A 19748-nucleotide genomic window follows, 5' to 3' on the forward strand; every position below is an offset into this window, starting at 1 on the left:
CGGCGCAGCAGGGCAGCGCGCGCGGATCGAAGGCGGCGTTAGTAAATCCCGCCCTCTCTTTGCAAGAAATCGCTGTCCGAGGGGCGCTCGGTGCGGATGACCGCCTTCTTCTGCACGACGGCCTTCTGCTCCTCGCGGCCTTCGCGCAGGCGGCGCTCGCGCGGCTCGCTCTCGGGCTTGAACGCTTCCCAGATCACACCCGCCTTGGGATCGGACGACGGCCATGCGCCGTAGACGGGCTTGCCGCTCACACGGTTGATGCGGACCATGCGGATGCCCGCCGGCGCGCGGAAGGGCAGGACTTCCATGCCTTCCCACGCCTTGGTCGCGAACGCCTTGAAGATCGGCGCGGCGATAGTGCCGCCCTGCGCATAGCCGCCGAGATTGGCGGGGTTGTCATAGCCCAGATACAGGCCGGCCATCATCTGCGGGGTGCCGCCGATGAACCACACGTCGGTGGGACCGCTGGTAGTGCCGGTCTTGCCCATGATCGGGCGCTTGAGGTCGCGCAACGTAGTGGCGGTGCCGCGTTCGATGACGCCTTCCATCACGTGCGTCATCTGGTACGCGCTCATCGCGTCGATCGCCTGGCGATAGCGAATTTGCGGCCGCGGCATCGCCTTGCCGTCCCAGTCGGGCGCGTTGCAGCGCTCGCACGCGCGCCAGTTGCGCGGCCAGATGACCTCGCCGCGCCGGTTCTGCACGAAATCGATGACGCTCGGCGTCAGCGCGCGGCCGTTATTCGCCAAGATCGAATAGGCGTTGACCATCTTGAGCACCGTCGTCTCGCCCGCACCCAGCGCGAACGAGAGATAGGGCGGATATTTCTCGTCGCTCACGCCGATGCGCTGCATCAGATCGACCACCTTGGGCATGCCGGTACGGTTGGCGGCCTGCACCGTCATCAGGTTGCGCGACTGTTCGAGGCCCCAGCGCATCGTGCGCGGCCCCGCGCCGCGGCTGCCGCCGAAGTTGCGGAAGCATTTGTTGCCGAGGCGCGCGCCCTGATAGACGCAGAACGGCCCGTCGACGATGATCGAGGCAGGTGTCATGCCGTTCTCGAGTGCTGCGGCATAGACGATCGGCTTGATCGTCGATCCGGGCTGGCGCATCGCCTGCGTCGCGCGGTTGAAGGCCTGGATGCGCGCGTCGAACCCGCCCTGCATCGCCAACACGCGGCCGGTGCGCGGGTCCTGCACCACCATGCCGCCCGAGATGCGGGGCACGCTGCGCAATGCGAACCCGCCGCCCGACGGCGCGACCGCGATCACGTCGCCCGCCTTCAGCGCGGCGAAGGCTGTGCCGCCCTTGCCGCGAACGGGCATCTGCGCGTCGCCGCGCCGGAGTTCGGCCGTTTCACCATTCGAGAAGCCGATCTGGTGGGCGCTGCTGCCGGTCGAGACGACGACGGCGGCGCGCCAGTCCTCGTAATCGAGGCCGATATTGCTCGAAAGGAACACGCCCTGCCAGTTGTCGGCGTCGATCTCGAGCGTAGCGAGCGGGCCCGACCAGCCGCGTCCGCGCTCGAAGCGCAGCAGGCCCTGACGCAATGCCTCGGCGGCATATTCCTGCAGATCGTCGTTGAGCGAGGTTCGCACCCAAAGGCCACCCGCATAGACGCTGTACGGCCCCGCCTCGACATTCTCGCCGAAGGTGTCGATCAGCTGGCGGCGGACTTCCTCGACGAAATAGCCGGCATCGGATTGCAGCGCAGTGGTCTGCTCGCGCACGAGGCCGAGCGGCTCGGCCTTGGCGGCGGCGACGGCGCGCGGATCGGCGAAGCCCACTTCGGCCATCGCATCGAGAACCCAGTTGCGCCGCTCGATCGCCCGGTCGGCGTTGCGCGCGCGCCCATAGGCTTCGGGCGCCTTGGGCAGCGTCGCGAGGAACGCGGCCTCGTGCAGCGCCAGCCCGTCGACGTCCTTGTTGAAATAGGCGCGCGCTGCAGCCTGCACGCCGAAGCTGCGGCGGCCCATGGGGATGGTGTTGAGATAGAGCTCGAGGATCTGCTGCTTGGTCAGCGTCTGCTCGATGCGGTAGGCGAGGATCATCTCGCGGATCTTGCGCGTCGCCGAATATTCGTTGCCGATCACCAGGTTCTTGGCGACCTGCTGCGTGATGGTCGAGCCGCCGCGCGCGCGCTCGCCAGTGCCCATCTTCGAGGCATAGTCGATGACGGCGGCGGTGAGCCCGCCCAGATCGACGCCCGAATGCTCGAAGAAATTGCGATCCTCGGCGGCGAGAAAGGCGCGCACCAGCATCGGCGGATACTCGGCATAGTCGAGCTCGACGCGGCGCTCGCGCGCGTAGCTGTGAATGGGCGTACCGTCGGTGCCGCGCACGGTGGTGGGCAGCGGCGCCTCGTAGCTGCGCAGCGTGTCGATGCTGGGCAGGTCGCGCGCGAACACCGCCCAGCCGGCGGCGAAAGCGAGGCCGGCGAGCAGCGCGAGGATCGCCAGACCGCGGAACCACCACCGCCGCTGCGTGCGCGCCAGCCACGCCCATGCGCCCGAGAGCGCGGTGCCGGCGCGGCTGCGCCAGTTCGGCTCATCGTCGCGGCGGATGGTGAATTCGGTCGTGTGCGCGTCGATATCGGCCATTGCCGGCGCGGTTTAGACGATGCCGCGCGCGAAGGGAAATGTTTCGCGGTGAAGTGCAAGCACCTCCCCGGCACGAGGAGGTATGTGGGTCTACCGCGACGCCATGCGCCGGGCGAAGTGGATTTCCACCGCGCGCTTCACGCTTTCGGCGATCTTGTCGCGCCCCTCGCGCGAGCCGATGAAGCGGGCGTCCTTCTCGTTCGAGATATAGCCCGTCTCGAACAGGATCGAGGGCATGTCGGGCGCCTTGAGCACCATGAGCGATGCCATGCGGTGAAACTGCGCCTTGGTGGCGATCAGCGGCTGCGCCTCGCGCCCCAGGAGCCGGGCGAAGCCGGCCGAGCGGTTCATCGTCTCGCGCTGCGCGAGGTCGATCAGCAGGCTCGAGATATCGGTCGAGGTATCGGCAAGGTCGATGCCCGAAAGCACATCGGCCTTGTTCTCGCGCGCCGCCAGCAACGCGGCTTCCTTGTCCGATGCGATCTCCGAGAGCGTGTAGGCGGTGGCGCCCGTCGCCTGCGGATTGCCCGCGCTGTCGCAGTGCAGCGAGATGAACAGGTCGGCCTTGAGCCGCCGCGCGACGCCATAGCGTTCGCGGTGAAGGATGTAGCGATCGGTCTCGCGCGTGAGCGCCACGCGCACGCGGCCCGATTCGACTAGCTTGTCGCGGATCGCGAGCGCGGTCTTGAGCGCGAGATCCTTTTCGCGCTCGCCCGTCACCGGGCTGATCGATCCCGGATCGTGGCCGCCATGACCCGGATCGATCACCACCAGCGGCCGGCTGTCGTCGTCGCCATGGATGCGCGGCAGCGGCGGCGCCTTCTTGGCGGCGGGCACGGGCAGCGATACGCGGTGGCTGCGCGTGTCGGGGCGGCGCGCCATATCGATGCGCGTGTCGAACCGCGAGCGCCCCGCCGCGGCGGCGCGGGCGAAGCGCGCATCGTCGACGGTCTTGAGCTCGAGCGTCAGCGTGCGGCCGTCACGATCGAAGCGACCTTCGGTGACGATTGCGGGTCGCGCGAGATCGAAGACGATGCGCGCATGCTCGCCATCGCGCACGCCCTGGCGCACCGCCGAGACGAGCCCCGCCCCATCGATGTGCGCGCCGGGGCGCACGCCATCGAGATCGAGCGCGATGCGCCGCGGATCGACGAGCAGGAAGCTCGACGCACGCGCCACCTGGCCCTCGAAGCGCACGACGATACGGTCATCGTCGATGCGCACCTGCTCGATATCGCCGGCAAGCGCGGGCATGCCACCGAACCAGCAAGCCAGAAGTGCGACGAACCAGGACACCACGCCGCTATGCCGCGCCGGCCGCGCGGCGGTCCACCCCAAAAACATACGCCCGAGAACCCCTTACCTGTTGGCTTCGGCGTACGCGATCGCGGTTCAAGCCTGGGTGAAGCGATGCGGTTAATCGGGCATTCGGCATGTTCTTGCCGGCAAGGGCGGCAGAAATCTGCCAGTTGATGCGCAGCCGCCACGATGCTAGTCCCCTGCATACCGGCAGGATGCGGCGCCTACGCCATGTTCGCCGGCATCATCGTTCGTCCGCATCCTTTCCGCGCGGCGAACGCACTCAGGTTGACGCTGCATGAGGCTTTTCCCGTCGTTCTGCCACCTTGCCGCCCCGATGGGCGGATGCGTGGCGACGGGAGTGCCGGGCCACCGGCCCGGACGTGTCGCAGCAGCAGATGCGTTTTTTCCACATCGTTGGGCCGGGCGGCACGCTGCCGATCCGGCCTGCCCATCACATCGCGCGCCGCCGGCCGTTGCTGCAAGGCGCCGCGCGTGGAGACACCTTAATGACCATGCGCATGCTGATCGACGCACGGCACCGGGAAGAAACCCGCGTCGCCGTCGTCAAGGGAAACCGGATCGAGGAGTTTGATTTCGAGTCCGCCGAGCGCAAGCAGCTCAAGGGCAACATCTATCTCGCCAAGGTAACGCGCGTCGAACCCTCGCTGCAGGCGGCGTTCGTCGATTATGGCGGCAATCGCCACGGCTTCCTCGCGTTCAGCGAAATCCACCCCGATTATTACCAGATCCCCAAGGAAGATCGCGAAGCGCTGCTGCGCGAGGAGGCCGAGCACGCCGCCGAGGAAGCCGCGCTGCGCGCCGAGGAGGATCATGACGACGACGAGGATCACGACGGCGACGTCGAGATGCTCGACCATGCGCCCGACGACGATCATGCGCATGACGAGGACGAGCATGCCGACGAGGCAGGCGAAGGCGAGCAGGGCGAGAGCGCCGGCAGCGGCCGCCGCGGCCGCGGCAAGAAGGGCAATGGCGACGATCCGGCCGAGGCACTGCGCCAGCGCCGCATGAACCTGCGCCGCCGTTACAAGATTCAGGACGTGATCCGCCGCCGGCAGGTGCTGCTGGTGCAGGTCGTGAAGGAAGAGCGCGGCAACAAGGGCGCGGCGCTCACCACCTATCTGAGCCTTGCCGGGCGCTATTGCGTGCTGATGCCCAACACCGCGCATGGCGGCGGGATCAGCCGCAAGATCAGCAATGCCGGCGACCGCAAGCGGCTGAAGTCGATCATGGCCGACCTGCAATTGCCGCCCACGATGGGCTGCATCGTGCGCACCGCCGGACTCCAGCGCACCAAGGTCGAGATCAAGCGCGACTTCGACTATCTCGCCCGCCTATGGGACGGCATCCGCGAGGAGACGCTGAAATCGGCGGCGCCGGCGCTCGTCTATGGCGACAGCGATCTCATCAAGCGCGCGATCCGCGACATCTACAATCGCGACATCGACGAGGTCGTGGTCGAGGGCGAGGAAGGCTATCGCCAGGCCAAGAACTTCATGAAGCTGCTGATGCCGAGCCACGCGCGCCGCGTGAAACAGTATTCGGATGCGGTGCCGCTGTTCCAGCGCAATCATGTCGAGGATCAGCTGGCGGCGATGTACCACCCCGTGGTGCAGCTCAAGTCGGGCGGCTATCTGGTCATCAATCCGACCGAGGCGCTGGTGTCGATCGACATCAACTCGGGCCGGTCGACGCGCGAGCACAATATCGAGCAGACCGCGACGGCGACTAATCTCGAGGCTGCGCAGGAAATCGCGCGGCAGCTGCGCCTGCGCGACATGGCGGGCCTCGTCGTCATCGACTTCATCGACATGGATCACTCGTCGAACGTCCGCAAGGTCGAGAAGGCGATGAAGGAAGCGCTCAAGAACGATCGCGCGCGCATCCAGGTCGGCCGGATCAGCGCGTTCGGGCTGATGGAAATGAGCCGCCAGCGGCTGCGCACCGGCGTGCTCGAGGCATCGACGCGCACCTGCCCGCATTGCGAGGGCACGGGGCTGGTCCGCACGGCATCGTCGGCCGGCCTCAGCGCGCTTCGCCTGATCGAGGACGAGGCGGCTCGCGGCCGCGGATCGCAGCTGCTGCTGCGCTGCTCGCAGGAAGCGGCCTTTTACGTGCTCAACAAGAAGCGCGCCGACATCGCCGAGATCGAGGAGCGCTACGGCGTGTCGGTCGAGGTCGCGGCCGATGGCGAGCTCGAGGGCGCGCGCATGGCGGTGGAGGCCGGAGGCCCCCCGCCCGCCTATGCCCCGCGTCTCGACCCCATCGTGATCGAACCCGACGAGCCCGAGATCGAGGACGAGATCGACGAGGAGGAGATCGAGGCCGAGCGCGACGACGACGAAACCGACGAGACGCCGCGTCGCGAACGCCAGCGTGGCGAGCGCAGTGACGACGACGACGGCCGCGGAAAGCGCCGCCGCCGTCGCCGCGGCCGTCGCGGTCGCAATCGCGATGAAGGCGATACGAGCGAGGCGCGCGAGGGCCCGGTCGAACGCGACGACGAGGGTGGCGAAGCCGGCGACAGCGACGCCGCGAGCGACGCCGCGCGCGAGCCGGCCGCCAATGGCGACGAGGGCGAAGGCCGGCGCAAGCGCCGTCGCCGCCGGCGTGGCGGACGGCGAGACCAGGGTGGCGCGCCGCTCCAAAGCGAAGCATCCGATGCGAGCGAGGCCGATGCCGTTGAAGCGGAGGCTGGCGATAGCGAGGCAGCGCCCGAGGACAGCGGCGATGCACCCGCGCTCGACGCGTTCGTCGAGGCGCCGGTTGCCGAACTGCCTCCTGCTGCGGAGAAGCCCAAGCGCACGCGCCGCAAGAAGGCCGACACCGAGGCTGTCGCAAGCGAGCCGACACCCGAAGCGGAACCCGCCGGCGAGGTCGAAGCGCCGGCCAAGCCCAAGCGCTCGCGCCGCAAGAAGGCCGATACAGCCGACGCCGAGAGTGCGGCTGTCGCCGCCGCCGATGGCGCGCCGGCTGCCGAGACGGTGACGGCCGAGGAAGCGCCGGCCAAGCCCAAGCGGACGCGGCGCAAGAAGGCCGATGCCGCAGTCAGCGAGCCCGAGGCGAACGCCGTCGCGGTAGAACCCGCCCCGACGATCGAGGCGGCGCCCGATGCCGGCGGTGCGGCACCCGCCGACGCCGCAGCCGGCGGTGCTATCGCCGAGGCGGCCGAGGACAACGCCGCCGAGAGCGACGGAACCGACGACGCCGCACCGCGCCGCGGCTGGTGGCAGCGCACCTTCGGCGGCTGACGAAAACGGCCCCCTGCCCGCGTGCGGCAGGGGGCCGTGCCCGCACACCGCCGATCGCACGCTCGGCCCGTTTCCCGGCGCGCCCATTGAACGCGGCGCCAATCTGTCCGATACGGGCGGCGTGATGAAGCGTATCCTGATGGCGCTGGCGGCCCTGGTCCTCGTGACGGTGCAGCCGGCGCGGGCGCAGCAAATCCTGCGCGATGCCGAAACCGAGGCGCTGTTCGAGGACATGTCGCGCCCGCTCATCGAAGCGGCGGGTCTCGATCCGCGCAACGTGCGCATCGTCCTCATCAACGATCCGGAGATCAACGCTTTCGTGGCGGGTAGCCAGGCGGTGTATGTCCATTCGGGCCTGATCCACGCCGCCGACAACGCCAACGAGGTGCAAGGCGTGATCGCGCACGAACTGGGGCATGTCGCCGGCGGGCACGTGCCGCTTTCGGGCCAGATGATGCAGGGCGCGACGGGGATGACGCTGCTGAGCCTCGTGCTCGGCGTTGCGGCGATCGCGGCCGGCGCGGGCGAAGCGGGTGCCGGCATCCTGATGGCGGGTCAGCAGGCCGCGATGGGCAGCTTCCTCGCCTTTTCGCGGATGCAGGAATCGCAGACCGACGCCGCCGGCGCGCGCTATCTCAACGCCGCCGGCATCAGTGGCGAAGGGCTGCTCGAGTTCTACAAGAAGCTGCAGAACCGCGAGTACCGTCTCGCGATCCCGCAGAACATGGGCTATGCGCGCACGCACCCGATGTCGAACGAGCGCATCGCGAACCTCACGCAGACGCTAAGCAGCGGGCCCGGCTGGAAGAAGCCCACGCCGCCCGCCATCGAGGCGCGGTTCCGGCGCGTGCAGGCCAAGCTGCGCGGCTATGTCTACGATTCCAAGGCGACGCTGCGGCAATATCCCGAGAGCGACGCGTCGGTGCCGGCGCATTATGCGCGCGCCTATGCCTATCACCGATCGGGCTATCCCGATCAGGCGGCGGCATCGACTGCCGCGCTGGTACGGACCGCACCTAAAGACCCTTACTTCCTTGAATTGCAGGGGCAGATCCTGCTCGAATCGGGCAAGCCGCGCGAGGCGCTCGCGCCGCTGCGCGAGGCGACCGAGGCGACGCGATACCAGCCGCTGATCGCCACGACCTTTGGCCATGCGCTGCTCGCGACCGAGGACCCCAAGCATCTGGAAGAAGCCGAGAAGGTGCTGCGCCAGGCAGTCGCGCGCGACGATCGCAACCCGTTCGCATGGCAGCAGCTGGGCGCGGTCTATGACCGCCGGGGCGATCAGCCGCGCCTCGCGCTCGCCACTGCCGAGATGGCGAGCCTGACCAACGACCCGATGCGCGCGCTGGTGAGCGCGCGCGCTGCGATGGCGGGCTTGCCGCCCAACACGCCCGAATATATCCGCGCGCAGGATATCCAGATGACTGCCGAGGTGGCCGTCGAGGAGCAGAAGCGGAACCGCCGTCGATGATCGAACGCCTGACGCGCAACCCGCTTTTGCTGGCGCTCGCCTTCGTTGCCGCCGCGCTCGCCGGCGCGGCCGTCTATGCGGCGACGCGCCCTGCCGCCGGCGGCGCCGATCGCGGCGCGATCGAAGCGGTGGTGCGCGACTATGTGCTCGCCAACCCCGAGATCATTCCCGAAGCGATGGAGCGGCTGCGCGCCAAGGAAACGGGAAAGGTCGTCGCCGAGAACCGCCAGGCGATCGTCGAACCCTTCGGCTCGGCATGGAAGGGCGCCGCCGATCCGCAGGTGACGGTCGTCGCCTATATGGACTATGCCTGCGGCTTCTGCCGCCAGAGCCTGCCGATGCTCGACCAGCTGATGGCGACCGATCCGGGCGTGCGCGTGGTGTTCCGCGAGCTGCCGATCCTGAGCGCCGAGAGCCGCACGGCGGCGGAATGGAGCCTGGCGGCAGCGCGGCAGGGGAAGTTCGCGGCGTTCCACGATGCGCTCTACGCGAGCGGCCGGCTGACCCCGCAGGCGATCGAGGCAGCGATCGCGCGCGCGGGCATCGATCGCTCGGCGGGCGCCGCGTTCACGCGGTCGCAAGCGGCGACCGAGGAATTGTCACGCAATCTGTCGATCGCCGGGAAGCTCGGCATGACAGGCACCCCCGCCTGGGTAGTGGGCGACCGCGTGCTCTCGGGCGCGGTGCCGCTCGCGGCGATGCAGGCGTCGGTTAGGGCAGCGCGCGAGGCTAGCTAAGGCGTTCCGCTACGCTCGAACCCGTCGCTCAACTTCGCTCGGGACGAACGGCAGGGGCCTTGTGGCGCCAAAGGGGTGGCGACGAGACGTTGCCGTCATGGCCGCCGGCGGACGATACGCTCCCGGCGTCTGATCCGCTTGGCTGCGATCTCAGCAAGCATCGTGCCGATCGCGGATGGGCGTGCCGCAGTCGGCGCGCCGTCCCGCTACGGGACGTGCGGCTGTGCCGCGAGTGTCGTTTCGAGACACCACCAGCCGGGCTGTGACGCGACGACTGCTCGCGCGGCGCTCGCACGATCGTCCGCGTGATCGAACAGCGCGAAGCAGGTCGCGCCCGATCCCGACATCCGCGCGAGCAGCACGCCCTGCTGCGCCGCGAGCAGCGCCAGCACGTCGTCGATCGCGGGCGCGAGCGCGCGCGCGGGGGGTTCGAGATCGTTGCGCCCGCCAATCGCGACGGCGAGCGGCGCGCCATGCGCGAGCGCGCCGCGATCGACGCCGTCCCAGCGCGCGAACACCGCTGCGGTCGAGACGGGCACCAGCGGATTGACGAGCAGCACGGCAAGCGGCGGCAATGGCGGCAGAAGATCGAGCCGCTCCCCCCTGCCCCGCCCCAGCGCCGGCCGCCCGAGCAGGCAGGCGGGCACGTCGGACCCCAGCGCAGCGGCGATGGCGAACAGGCGCGGATCGTCGCGCGCTACGCCATGCGCGCGGGCGAGCGCGCGCAGCGCCGCGGCGGCATCGGCCGATCCGCCGCCGATGCCCGAGGCGACGGGCAGCCGCTTGTCGAGCAGCCACGCGCCCGGCGCGACCGGTGCGACCTGCGAGCGGAACGCCGCTTCGGCGCACAGCACCAGGTTGCCGGGGTCGTCGGGCGAAAGTCCCGCCGCGAACGGGCCGGTGATGCGCAGGCCCGGCGCACCCGAGGGATCGAGATGCAGCACATCGCCATCGGCGACGAACGCGAACAGCGTCTCGAGCGTGTGATAGCCATCGGCGCGGCGCGCGCGGACATGCAGCGCCAGATTGATCTTGGCCGGCGCCGGCTCGACGATCATGCGGTCAGCGCGCGGTGGTGCGCGGCGCGGCGGTGGGACCGCCTTCGAGCTTGGCCGCGATCCGCCGCTGATCGACATCCTCGGCATAGATCGCCGCGGCACGCCAGGCATAGCGCGCCTCGAAGCGGCGACCCGCCTGCCAATAGGCATCGCCCAGATGCTCGTTGATCGCGACGCTGGCGGGTTCGGCCTGCGCCGCCTGTTCGAGCAGCGGCAGTCCCTTGGCGAGCTCGCCGCTCTGCACATAGGCCCAGCCGAGCGAATCGGTGATCGCAGGGTCGTCGGGCCGCATCGCGCGCGCGCGCTCGAGCAGACCGCGCGCCTCGGTAAGGTTGAGCCCGCGCTCGACCTGTGCATAGCCGAGATAGTTGAGCGCCACCGGCTCCTGCGGCGCGAGCTCGACCGCGCGTTCGAGGAATGGCAACGCCTCGTCCCAGCGGCCCGCCTGTTCGAGCGCGCCTCCGCGCTGGAGGTTGAGCACCCAGTCGCCGTCGCCTGCCTGCGCCATGGCGGCCGCGTAGGCGGCAGCGGCGTCGGCGAAGCGGCCATCATCGACCAGCCGGTCGCCATAGGATTGCAGCGCGGGGACGCCGGCACCCTCGGCCTCGGCGAGCCTTTGCGCCGCCGCGAGCGCGCCGGCGTCGTCGCCCTGGCGCGCCAGCACCTCGACACGCGCCGAGCGCGCGACGCCGGCGAACGGACTGTCGGGGCGGATGGCGTCGAGCAAGGCGATCGCGCGGGCGGCACCGCCCTCGTGCGACAGGGCGTCGGCGAGCAGCAGCCGCGCGCGATCGTCGGCCGGGTTGACGAGCAGTGCCGAACGCGCGAGCAGGATGGTGAGCGGTGCGGTATCCTCGCTGCCGATATCGGCGGCGAGCCGGGTGAACAGCCGAGAGGTGCCGAACGCCAGGCCCGGCCGTGCACTGCGATCGAGCGCGGCGGCCTGCGCCCGCAGCACGGGATCGCCGCCTTCGAGCAGCGCGCGCGCCAGTCGCGGCTGCCCGGTGGAGGCGAAAAGCTGCGCTGCGTTGATGCGCAGATCGAGGCTCGCCTGATCGTTGCCGAGCAGCGCCTGCAACGTATCGACCGCCTCGCGCGGGCGCTTCTGCGCGATCTGGATGAGTGCGCGATTCTCGGCAGCATAGCGGCGCGTGATCGCGCCGATCTCGCTCGCCAGCAGGATCGCGGCCGGATCCCCCTCGCGCGTCGTATAGGCAAGCCAGGCGCGCAGCACCGGTGCGGCGAAGTCGAGCGGTCCGGCGGCGACCGCATCGGCCGCGCGCGTCGCAGCCGCCATGTCCTTCGCCGCCACCGCCTGCGCGAAGCGGAACAGCGCGGTATCGGCGGGCGCGACGTCCGACGCCTCGAGCACGGAGAGCGCGCGATCGGCAAGCGCAAGGTCGCCGATCGCCATCGCCTCGCGGAACGCGCGGATCGCGATCACTTCGTTGCGCGGATCGGCGGCGAGCGCGGCGGCATAGCCGCGCGCGGCGACGTCGGACGCGCCATCGGCATCGGCGGCGCGCGCCCGCACATAGGCCGCAAGCGCCGCGCCCGTCGGCGGATCGGATGCCGCCGTCGCGATGCCGGGTGAGAGCGTGGCGGCAAGCGCGGCCAGCACGGGAAAACGCCTACATGTTGGGATAGTTCGGCCCTCCGCCGCCTTCGGGCACCACCCAGTGGATGTTCTGCGTGGGGTCCTTGATGTCGCACGTCTTGCAGTGGACGCAGTTCTGCGCGTTGATGACGAACTTCGGATCGCCCGTATCCTCGCCCACCACCTCGTACACGCCTGCCGGACAGTAACGCTGCGCTGGCTCGTCGTACAAGGGCAGGTTGTGCGCGATCGGCACGTCGGGGTCTTTGAGCGTGAGGTGGACGGGCTGGTCCTCCTCATGATTGGTGTTCGAGAGGAACACCGACGACAGGCGATCGAAGGTGAGCACGCCGTCGGGCTTGGGATAGTCGATCTTCGGCACCTGATCCTTGCGCCACAGACTTTCGTGATCGGGATGGTGATGCATCGTGAAGGGCATCTTCATGCCCCAATGCTCCATCCACATCGTGGCGCCCGACAGGCCCGAACCGATCAGGTCGCCATATTTCTTCACCATCGGCACGACGTTGCGCACCTTGCGCAGTTCCTCATACACCCAGCTCGCTTCATAGGCCTGAGGATAAGCGGCGAGCTCGTCGCCCCGGCGATCGGCCTGCACGGCATCGAACGCGGCATCGGCGGCCATCATGCCGGTCTTCATCGCAGTATGCGTGCCCTTGATGCGCGGCACGTTGAGGAATCCTGCCGAGCAACCCACCAGCGCGCCGCCGGGAAACACCAGCTTGGGCACCGACTGGAAACCGCCATCGTTGATCGCGCGCGCGCCATAGCTCACGCGCTTGCCGCCCTTCAGGATCTCGGCGATCGCCGGGTGCGTCTTCCAGCGCTGCATTTCGTGGAACGGCGACAGATGCGGGTTGGTGTAGTTTAGCCAGGTGACGTAGCCGAGCGCGACCTGCCCGTTGGCCTGATGATAGAGGAAGCCGCCGCCGTTCGACCCGCGCGTTTCGCTGAGCGGCCAGCCCTGCGTGTGGATGACGCGGCCGGGGACGTGCTGATCGGGCGCTACGTCCCACAATTCCTTGATGCCGATGCCGTAGACCTGCGGATCGCAGTCGCGGCGCAGATCGAACAGCCGCATCAGCTCCTTCGAGAGATGCCCGCGCACGCCCTCGGCAAACAGGGTGTAGCGCGCATGGAGCTCGAGGCCGGGCTGATAATCGGGCTTGTGCGTGCCGTCGCGCGCCACGCCCATGTCGCCCGTCGCCACGCCCTTCACCGCGCCGGCCTCGTCGAACAGGATTTCGGCGGCGGCGAAGCCGGGGAAGATCTCGACGCCCAGCGCCTCGGCCTGCTCGGCCAGCCAGCGGCACAGATTGCCGAGCGATCCCGTGTAGCAGCCGTCATTGTGCATGAACGGCGGCAGGCTGAATTCGGGGATCGACCGTTTGCCCGTTTTGGAAAGCACCCAGTGATGATTCTCGGTCACCGGCGTTTCGGCAAGCGGGCAGCCCTGTTCGCGCCAGTCGGGCAGCAGCTCGTCGAGCGCCTTGGGGTCGATCACCGCGCCCGACAGGATGTGCGCGCCGACTTCCGATCCCTTTTCGAGCACGCAGACGGCGAGTTCGGCGCCTGTTTCGGCGGCACGCTGTTTGAGCCGGATCGCCGCCGCCAGACCCGCCGGCCCGGCGCCCACGATCACCACGTCATAGGGCATCGACTCGCGTTCGCTCATCCTCGTCTCCATCGTCGCGGCGGATCGACCCGCCGCTGTGGCGCATGCCTGCCACGTCTCGTCCGTCTGGCGGTGCACGCAGATTGACTGCAACGTCAAGGCCGGGCCTAGGGTCCAAACTCAATCGGGACAGGGATCGTGATCGCCCATGGAAGGCCGCCGACAAGGAGCGCAGCGCAGTCGCGTAGCTGAAGCTACGCGCAAGCAAGCGACGCCGCTCGGCGGCCTTCCATGGGCGACCGCCTCTGGCGGCGGGCGGCTTTTGGCGCCATGCCGCGTCGCGCGTCGGTCACGATGCTTCGGCATCGCTCCCTCCTTGCTCCTAGCCTGGCGCCAACATCCGCTCCGTCACGACCCTGTCCCGATCGAGTTTGGACCCTGAGGCTCCAATATGGGGGTAGAACCACGCAACGACTGGGCGATGCTGGCGGCAAGCGCGCTCGAATGGTGGGATGCCGCCGGCGTCGACATGCTGGTCGACGACGAAGTGCGCGACTGGCGCGCCGAGCCTTCATCACCGCTGCCTGCGCCCGCGACGGTCGCGGCGGTGGCGCCTGCGCAGTTGCCCGACACGCTCGACGCGTTTGTGGCGTGGCGTCTTTCGGACGCCGCACCCGAACATGCATGGGGCACGCCGATGATCGCACCCGAAGGTGCCGTAGCGTCGGACCTGATGATCGTGGTCGACCAGCCCGAAGACGGCGCGATGGCGGGCGGGGCGGCGGGCCGGCTGCTCGACGCGATGCTCGCGGCGATCGGGCGAACGCGCTCGGACGTTTATCTGGCGGCGCTGGCGCATGCGACGCCGCCGGCGGGGCGGATCGCCCCTGATGACGAAGCGCGGCTTGCCGAGCTGGCGCGACACCACATCGCGCTGACCGGGGCACGGCGCGTGCTGATTCTGACGGATCAGGCGAGCCGTGCGATCCTCGGGACCAGCCGTGCTCCCCTTCGCGGGCGTTTACATGGCATTAACCACGGCGAGCGAAACTTCGACGCCGTAGCCAGCGTGCATCCCCGGTTCCTGCTGAGGCAGCCGGCGCACAAGGCCGCCGCCTGGAAGGATCTGTTGCTGTTAACGGGGGAAATGCGCCAGTGAGTATCCGCGCCATCGCCGCAATCGCGCTCTGCGCTCTGCCCGCGCTCCCTGCCATGGCCGCCGACGGACGCGATGGCGCTGCACCTGCCGCCGGCCGCACGATGCGCGCGGTGCCTTACCAGCTCGATGACGGCCAGCGCAGCGCCTATCGCAGCGTCTTCGCCGCGATCCGCACCGGCCGCTGGGCCGATGCGGAGTTGCAGCTCGACGCGATGCGGCGGGGGCCGCTGCACAGCATCGCGCGTGCCGAGCTCTACACCGCCAAGGGATCGCCCAAGATCGAGCTGCTGCCGTTGCAGGCGCTGCTCGCCGAAGCTCCCGAGCTGCCGCATGCTTCCGATATCGCGCGGCTCGCCAAGCTGCGCGGTGCCGAGGAACTGCCCGAGCTGCCCGTCGCCAACCGGCTGACCTGGCATGACGGCGCGCCCAATCGCATTCGCCTGAAATCGGTGAAGTCCGATGCCGCCGCCGCCGAACTGGCGACGCGGATGGAGCCGATCATCAAGGATGATCTGGGAGCCGCCGGCGAGGCGCTGGTCGCCGACTATGCCGATCGCCTTTCGCCCGAGGCGCTGACCGAATGGCAGCAGCGCGTGGCGTGGATCTATTATCTCTCGGGCAACGATGCCGCGGCGCGCCGCATCGCCGCGCAGGCACAGCGCGGCAGCGGCGAATGGGTGCCGCAGGCCGACTGGGTGCAGGGGCTCGCGGCATGGCGGATGCGCGACTATGCCGGCGCGCAGGCGGCTTTCACCGCCGTCGCGCAGCGCGCCACCGATGTCGACCTGCGCGCCGCCGGGCTCTATTGGGCCTCCCGCGCCGATATCGCCGCCGCCCGGCCCGATCTGGTGCAGGCGCGTCTGCAGAACGCCGCGCAGTATAACGAGACCTTCTATGGCATGCTCGCACGCCAGGCGCTGGGCGTAAGCCAGGCGACCGATCGCGTGCCGACGCAGGCGGCAGGCGCCGACTGGAAGCTGCTCGAGCGGCGCCCGAACGTACGCGTTGCCGCGGCGTTGATGGAGATCGACGAGGACGTGCTCGCCGCCAACGTCATCCGCCATCAGGCGCGGATCGGCGCGCCCGACGAATATGCCGCGCTCGCGCGCGTCGCCGGCGCGATCGACCTGCCTGCGACGCAGCTATGGCTCTCGCACAATATCCCTGCCGGCGCGCGGCCGATGATGGAAGCGCGCTACCCCGCGCCCAGCTGGACGCCCGATGGCGGCTGGCGCGTCGACAAGGCGCTCGTCTACGCCCACGCGCTGCAGGAATCGCGCTTCCAGCAGGGCGTCGTCAGCCCGGCAGGCGCTTATGGCCTGATGCAAATTATGCCCGCCGCCGCCACCGATATCGGCCGGCAAAAGGGCATCGTCATCGATCGCTCGGCACTGTCACGCCCATCGACCAATATCGAGGTGGGACAATCCTATCTCGAAAAGCTGCGCGACATGCCGACCACTGGCGGCCTGCTGCCCAAGGTGATCGCGGCCTATAATGCCGGCCCCTCGCCCGTTGCCGCCTGGAACCTCAACCCGCGCGACGGCGGCGACCCGCTGCTCTACATCGAATCGATCCCCTATTGGGAGACGCGCGGCTATGTGATGACGGTGCTGCGCAACTACTGGATGTACGAGGCCAAGGAAGGCAAGGTCTCGGCCAGCCGCGACGCGCTGTCGCAGGGGCTGTGGCCGCGCTTCCCCGGCATGAAGGGCGACACCGCGGTGAATGCGCGCAAGGGCGGGCGCGGCGCGCAGCTCAGTGCCCGATAGCGCCGACGGCTTCGTCGCCGTCCGCATCGCCGTCCTGACCGTATCCGACACGCGCTCGCTTGCCGATGATCGATCGGGCGACACGCTCGTCGCGCGGCTGACCGAGGCGGGGCATGTGCTTGCCGACCGCCGCATCGTGCGCGACGACGCGCAGGCGATCGTCGCGCAGCTGCATGGCTGGATCGACGATCCGCACGTCGACTGCATCATCACCACCGGCGGCACCGGCGTGACGGGCCGCGACGTGACGCCCGAGGCCGTCGAGCAGGTGGCCGACAAGATGATCCCCGGCTTCGGCGAACTGTTCCGCTGGCAGAGCCTTGCCAAGATCGGCACCTCGACCATCCAATCGCGTGCCTGCGCCTGCGTGGCGCGCGGCACCTACATCTTCGCGCTGCCGGGCTCAACGGGCGCGGTGAAGGACGGGTGGGACGGCATTCTCGCGCAGCAGCTCGACGCGAGGCACAAGCCCTGTAATTTCGTTGAGCTGATGCCGCGGCTGCGCGAGGCCTGAGGCGCTTCAGCCGGGCTGCATTACCGCCAGCTCGTGGCCGTGCGGATCGCGGAAATGGAAGCGGCGGCCGCCGGGAAAGGCAAAAATCGGCAGCGTCACGGTGCCGCCGGCCGTCTCGATCCGTGCCTGTGCGGCATCGATATCATCGACTTCGATCACCGGCAGCAGCTGCGCGCTATGCTCGGACGCATCGCCCTGGAGGCCGATATCGACGTCTCCCGTCGTGGTCGCGGCATAGCTCGGTCCGTAATCGGTGAAGCTCCAGCCGAAGGCCTCGGCGTAAAAACGCTTGTGCCCCGCCACGTCACCCACGGGCAGTTCGAGATAGTTCAACCGCGCCATTTCGCTCTCCCAATGTTCTTGATGTGTTCTACTCCAGCGCGTAGCATCGCGCAATGGCGACGAATCGCGCCGTGCGCGGCGCTACCCGCAACGACGTGCCGACGCGCTTCGGCCTTGCCCAGCGCGAGGCCGATGGCGACTGGCTCGATGCGCTCGAAGCTATCGACGGTGCGCCCGCGCCGGTCCGCACGTCGGTCACGGTCGAGAACGCACGCACGATCATCGCGCGCAACCAGTCGCCCGACGTGCCGTTCGACCGCTCGATCAACCCCTATCGCGGCTGCGAGCATGGCTGCATCTATTGCTTCGCGCGGCCGAGCCACGCCTATCACGATTTGTCGCCGGGCATCGACTTCGAGACGCGGCTGTTCGCCAAGCCGGGCGCCGCCGAGCTGCTGCGCGCCGAACTCGCGAGGCCGGGCTATGTGCCCCGCCCGATCGCGTTCGGTACCAATACCGATCCCTATCAACCGATCGAGGGCGAGTGGCGCATCACGCGTGCCTGCATCGAGATACTCGCCGAGTGTCGCCACCCGATCACCATCACCACCAAGTCCGATCGCGTGCTGCGCGATCTCGATCTGATTGCGCCGATGGCCGCCCAAAGGCTGGCGGCGGTGATGATTTCGGTCACGACGCTCGACCCGAAGGTGGCGATGACGCTCGAGTCGCGCGCGCCACATCCCGAGAAGCGGCTGAAGGCGATCGCGGCGCTGGCGACAGCGGGGGTGCCGGTGTTCGTGTCACTCTCGCCCGTCATTCCGGCCATCACCGATCACGAGATCGAGCATATTCTCGAACGCGCTGCCGAGGCGGGTGCGCGCGCTGCCTTCTTCATGCCGGTGCGGCTGCCGCACGAAGTGGCGCCGCTGTTTCGCGCGTGGCTCGATGCGCATTATCCCGATCGCGCGGGCAAGGTGATGGCGATCGTCCAGTCGCTGCGCGGCGGGCGCGACAACGACCCCAATTTCTTCACGCGGATGCAGGGGCAAGGCCCGTGGGCCGAGTTGCTGCGCACCCGCTTCGCCAAGGCCTGTCGCAAATACGGGCTGGAGAGCGAGCGCATCGCGCTGCGCACCGACCTGTTCCGGCGACCGGCGGGCGCGCAGGGCGAACTGTTCTGATATCGGCGATCCGGCACGGGATGCTGGTGGGCCCGGCAGGACTCGAACCCGCAACCTAGCCGTTATGAGCGGCCAGCTCTAACCGTTGAGCTACAGGCCCGCCAGCGCGTGCGGCTGTAGCGGAGGTGCGGGCTGCTGGGCAAGCCGGCGCGTCGCGGCGATCAGCTCGTCGGCGCCCACCGGCCGGACGCCCCGCGCATCGAGCCGCGCCAGAACCGCGTCCCACCAGCGATGGAACGCCGCGACATCGCCGGCGTCGCGCGTGTACGGGGTCATGCCGGGCACCAGGGTTGGCGAGTGGTAGGAGAAGTTGAGCAGCCGCTCGCCATCGTCGACCGCGGCGTCGATCGCGCGCAGCGCATCGGCCAGCGGCACGCCCTCGGGCGTCAGCGACACGCGATCGTGCAGCCCCAGCCGCGATGCCACACCCCTGCCCCGCGGCAGCCGGCCGAGCCGCTCGTAAAGCGTGGCGCCACCGCGCCGCAGCCGACCGAGATAGACGGTGGTGAGCGGCAGCTCGACGATCGGCGCATCGGCCGCATGATAGGCGGCATTGGTCGCGGCGCGAAAATTGGGGCCGCCCTGCGCGCGATAGTCGAAGCCGGGGCGCACCGAGCTGTCGATCGCATAGCCGCGCTCGGCAAGCAGTCGGCGCGTCGCAGGGCCGATGCCGTAACGGCCGGCACGAAAGATGCGCGGGCTCGTGCCGAACGCCGCCTCGATCGCATTGCCCAGCGCATCGAGCTTGGCCGCTTCAAGCGCGTCCGGCAGATTGCCGGCGAAGCTGTTGACGACGCTCACTTCCTCGTCGTCGGGCGGCGTCACCCAGGGGTGAAGGTGCGCACCGATCGCTGACCGTCCATCCTCGATCACGCGCGCCAGAGCATCTGCCGAACGCGGTGTCGCTGCAACCGGATGATCGACGAGATAGACGATGGGCACGCCGCGATCGGCGAAGCGGCGATGCGCCTCGGGCAGTGCGTCGATCGCGGTGACGGCGCGGGCGTGGCGCGAAAACGGCGCGGACCAGTCGAACTCCTCCTCGGTATCGACCATGATCGCGAAGCGCGTGCCGAAATTCTTAGGCCAGAGTACCGGGGGGCCGGGCGGCGGCGGACGATAGGCATGGCGCGGGGTCATCGCCACGCCCTAGCGCGGCGG

Annotated in this window: 14 protein-coding genes and 1 tRNA gene; 7 read left to right on the forward strand and 8 right to left on the reverse strand. The window is 69.1% G+C overall.

The genetic code is table 11. The features are described 5' to 3' along the window. Positions 1-38 precede the first annotated feature (38 nt). Together FBR43_RS09730 and FBR43_RS09735 are read right to left on the reverse strand one after the other, a co-directional pair. Positions 39-2600 (reverse strand): penicillin-binding protein 1A, encoded by a 2562-nt coding sequence (locus FBR43_RS09730; protein ID WP_136942956.1) that lies wholly within the window; start codon positions 2598-2600, stop codon positions 39-41. 90 nt (positions 2601-2690) lie between these two features. Further along, positions 2691-3944, reverse strand: a complete 1254-nt coding sequence (locus FBR43_RS09735; protein WP_136942957.1) for an N-acetylmuramoyl-L-alanine amidase — start codon at positions 3942-3944, stop codon at positions 2691-2693. A 464-nt stretch (positions 3945-4408) separates the two neighbouring features. Between FBR43_RS09735 and FBR43_RS09740 the strand changes: the two genes are divergently transcribed. The 3 genes from FBR43_RS09740 to FBR43_RS09750 all read left to right on the forward strand — a co-directional run bounded on the left by FBR43_RS09740 (position 4409) and on the right by FBR43_RS09750 (position 9385). Further along, positions 4409-7174: a ribonuclease E/G gene (locus FBR43_RS09740; protein ID WP_249276530.1), complete on the forward strand. Its 2766-nt coding sequence runs from the start codon at positions 4409-4411 to the stop codon at positions 7172-7174. Positions 7175-7298: 124 nt separating this feature from the next. After that, complete coding sequence (locus FBR43_RS09745; RefSeq protein WP_136944137.1) at positions 7299-8648, forward strand: M48 family metalloprotease; 1350 nt, start codon at positions 7299-7301, stop codon at positions 8646-8648. Continuing rightward, on the forward strand, positions 8645-9385 hold the full coding sequence (locus tag FBR43_RS09750; RefSeq protein ID WP_136942958.1) for a DsbA family protein: 741 nt from the start codon (positions 8645-8647) through the stop codon (positions 9383-9385). The genes FBR43_RS09745 and FBR43_RS09750 overlap by 4 nt, the downstream gene beginning before the upstream one ends. Positions 9386-9591: 206 nt before the next feature. On the opposite strand, the gene FBR43_RS09755 is transcribed toward FBR43_RS09750, so the two are convergent. From FBR43_RS09755 to FBR43_RS09765, 3 genes are read right to left on the reverse strand one after another with little or no spacing between them, the layout of a single operon-like run. Next, positions 9592-10443 (reverse strand): 4-(cytidine 5'-diphospho)-2-C-methyl-D-erythritol kinase, encoded by an 852-nt coding sequence (locus FBR43_RS09755; protein WP_136942959.1) that lies wholly within the window; start codon positions 10441-10443, stop codon positions 9592-9594. A 4-nt stretch (positions 10444-10447) separates the two neighbouring features. Then, positions 10448-12064, reverse strand: a complete 1617-nt coding sequence (locus tag FBR43_RS09760) for a tetratricopeptide repeat protein (RefSeq protein WP_249276531.1) — start codon at positions 12062-12064, stop codon at positions 10448-10450. Positions 12065-12074: 10 nt separating this feature from the next. Continuing rightward, a complete protein-coding gene (locus FBR43_RS09765; RefSeq protein ID WP_136942960.1) occupies positions 12075-13736 on the reverse strand; it encodes an electron transfer flavoprotein-ubiquinone oxidoreductase in 1662 nt (553 codons plus the stop codon). Positions 13737-14127: 391 nt separating this feature from the next. On the opposite strand from FBR43_RS09765, the gene FBR43_RS09770 reads away from it, so the two are divergent. Genes FBR43_RS09770 through moaB form a run of 3 tightly spaced genes read left to right on the forward strand, consistent with a single transcriptional unit; the run spans position 14128 to position 17121 of the window. Then, positions 14128-14835, forward strand: a complete 708-nt coding sequence (locus FBR43_RS09770) for a uracil-DNA glycosylase family protein (RefSeq protein ID WP_136942961.1) — start codon at positions 14128-14130, stop codon at positions 14833-14835. Positions 14836-14888: 53 nt separating this feature from the next. Beyond that, entirely contained in the window at positions 14889-16607 is a 1719-nt protein-coding gene (locus FBR43_RS09775; protein WP_136942962.1) for a lytic transglycosylase domain-containing protein, read from the forward strand. Further along, complete coding sequence (moaB, locus tag FBR43_RS09780) at positions 16564-17121, forward strand: molybdenum cofactor biosynthesis protein B (protein ID WP_394344024.1); 558 nt, start codon at positions 16564-16566, stop codon at positions 17119-17121. The genes FBR43_RS09775 and moaB overlap by 44 nt, the downstream gene beginning before the upstream one ends. 6 nt (positions 17122-17127) lie before the next feature. On the opposite strand, the gene FBR43_RS09785 is transcribed toward moaB, so the two are convergent. Further along, the gene (locus FBR43_RS09785; RefSeq protein WP_136942964.1) at positions 17128-17463 is read right to left on the reverse strand and encodes a VOC family protein; all 336 of its coding nucleotides are present in this window, start codon (positions 17461-17463) and stop codon (positions 17128-17130) included. A 53-nt stretch (positions 17464-17516) separates the two neighbouring features. On the opposite strand from FBR43_RS09785, the gene FBR43_RS09790 reads away from it, so the two are divergent. Continuing rightward, positions 17517-18587 carry a PA0069 family radical SAM protein gene (locus FBR43_RS09790; protein WP_136942965.1) on the forward strand — a complete coding sequence of 357 codons (1071 nt, stop codon included), beginning with the start codon at positions 17517-17519 and terminating at the stop codon, positions 18585-18587. A 24-nt stretch (positions 18588-18611) separates the two neighbouring features. Here the strand turns inward: FBR43_RS09790 and FBR43_RS09795 are convergent. Further along, positions 18612-18687: transfer RNA gene (locus FBR43_RS09795), tRNA-Ile, on the reverse strand. Continuing rightward, complete coding sequence (locus FBR43_RS09800) at positions 18678-19727, reverse strand: polysaccharide deacetylase family protein (RefSeq protein ID WP_212611915.1); 1050 nt, start codon at positions 19725-19727, stop codon at positions 18678-18680. The genes FBR43_RS09795 and FBR43_RS09800 overlap by 10 nt, the downstream gene beginning before the upstream one ends. Positions 19728-19748 lie beyond the last annotated feature (21 nt).

The sequence above is a fragment of the Sphingomonas baiyangensis genome, from assembly GCF_005144715.1.
In the GTDB taxonomy this organism is placed as follows: domain Bacteria; phylum Pseudomonadota; class Alphaproteobacteria; order Sphingomonadales; family Sphingomonadaceae; genus Sphingomonas; species Sphingomonas baiyangensis.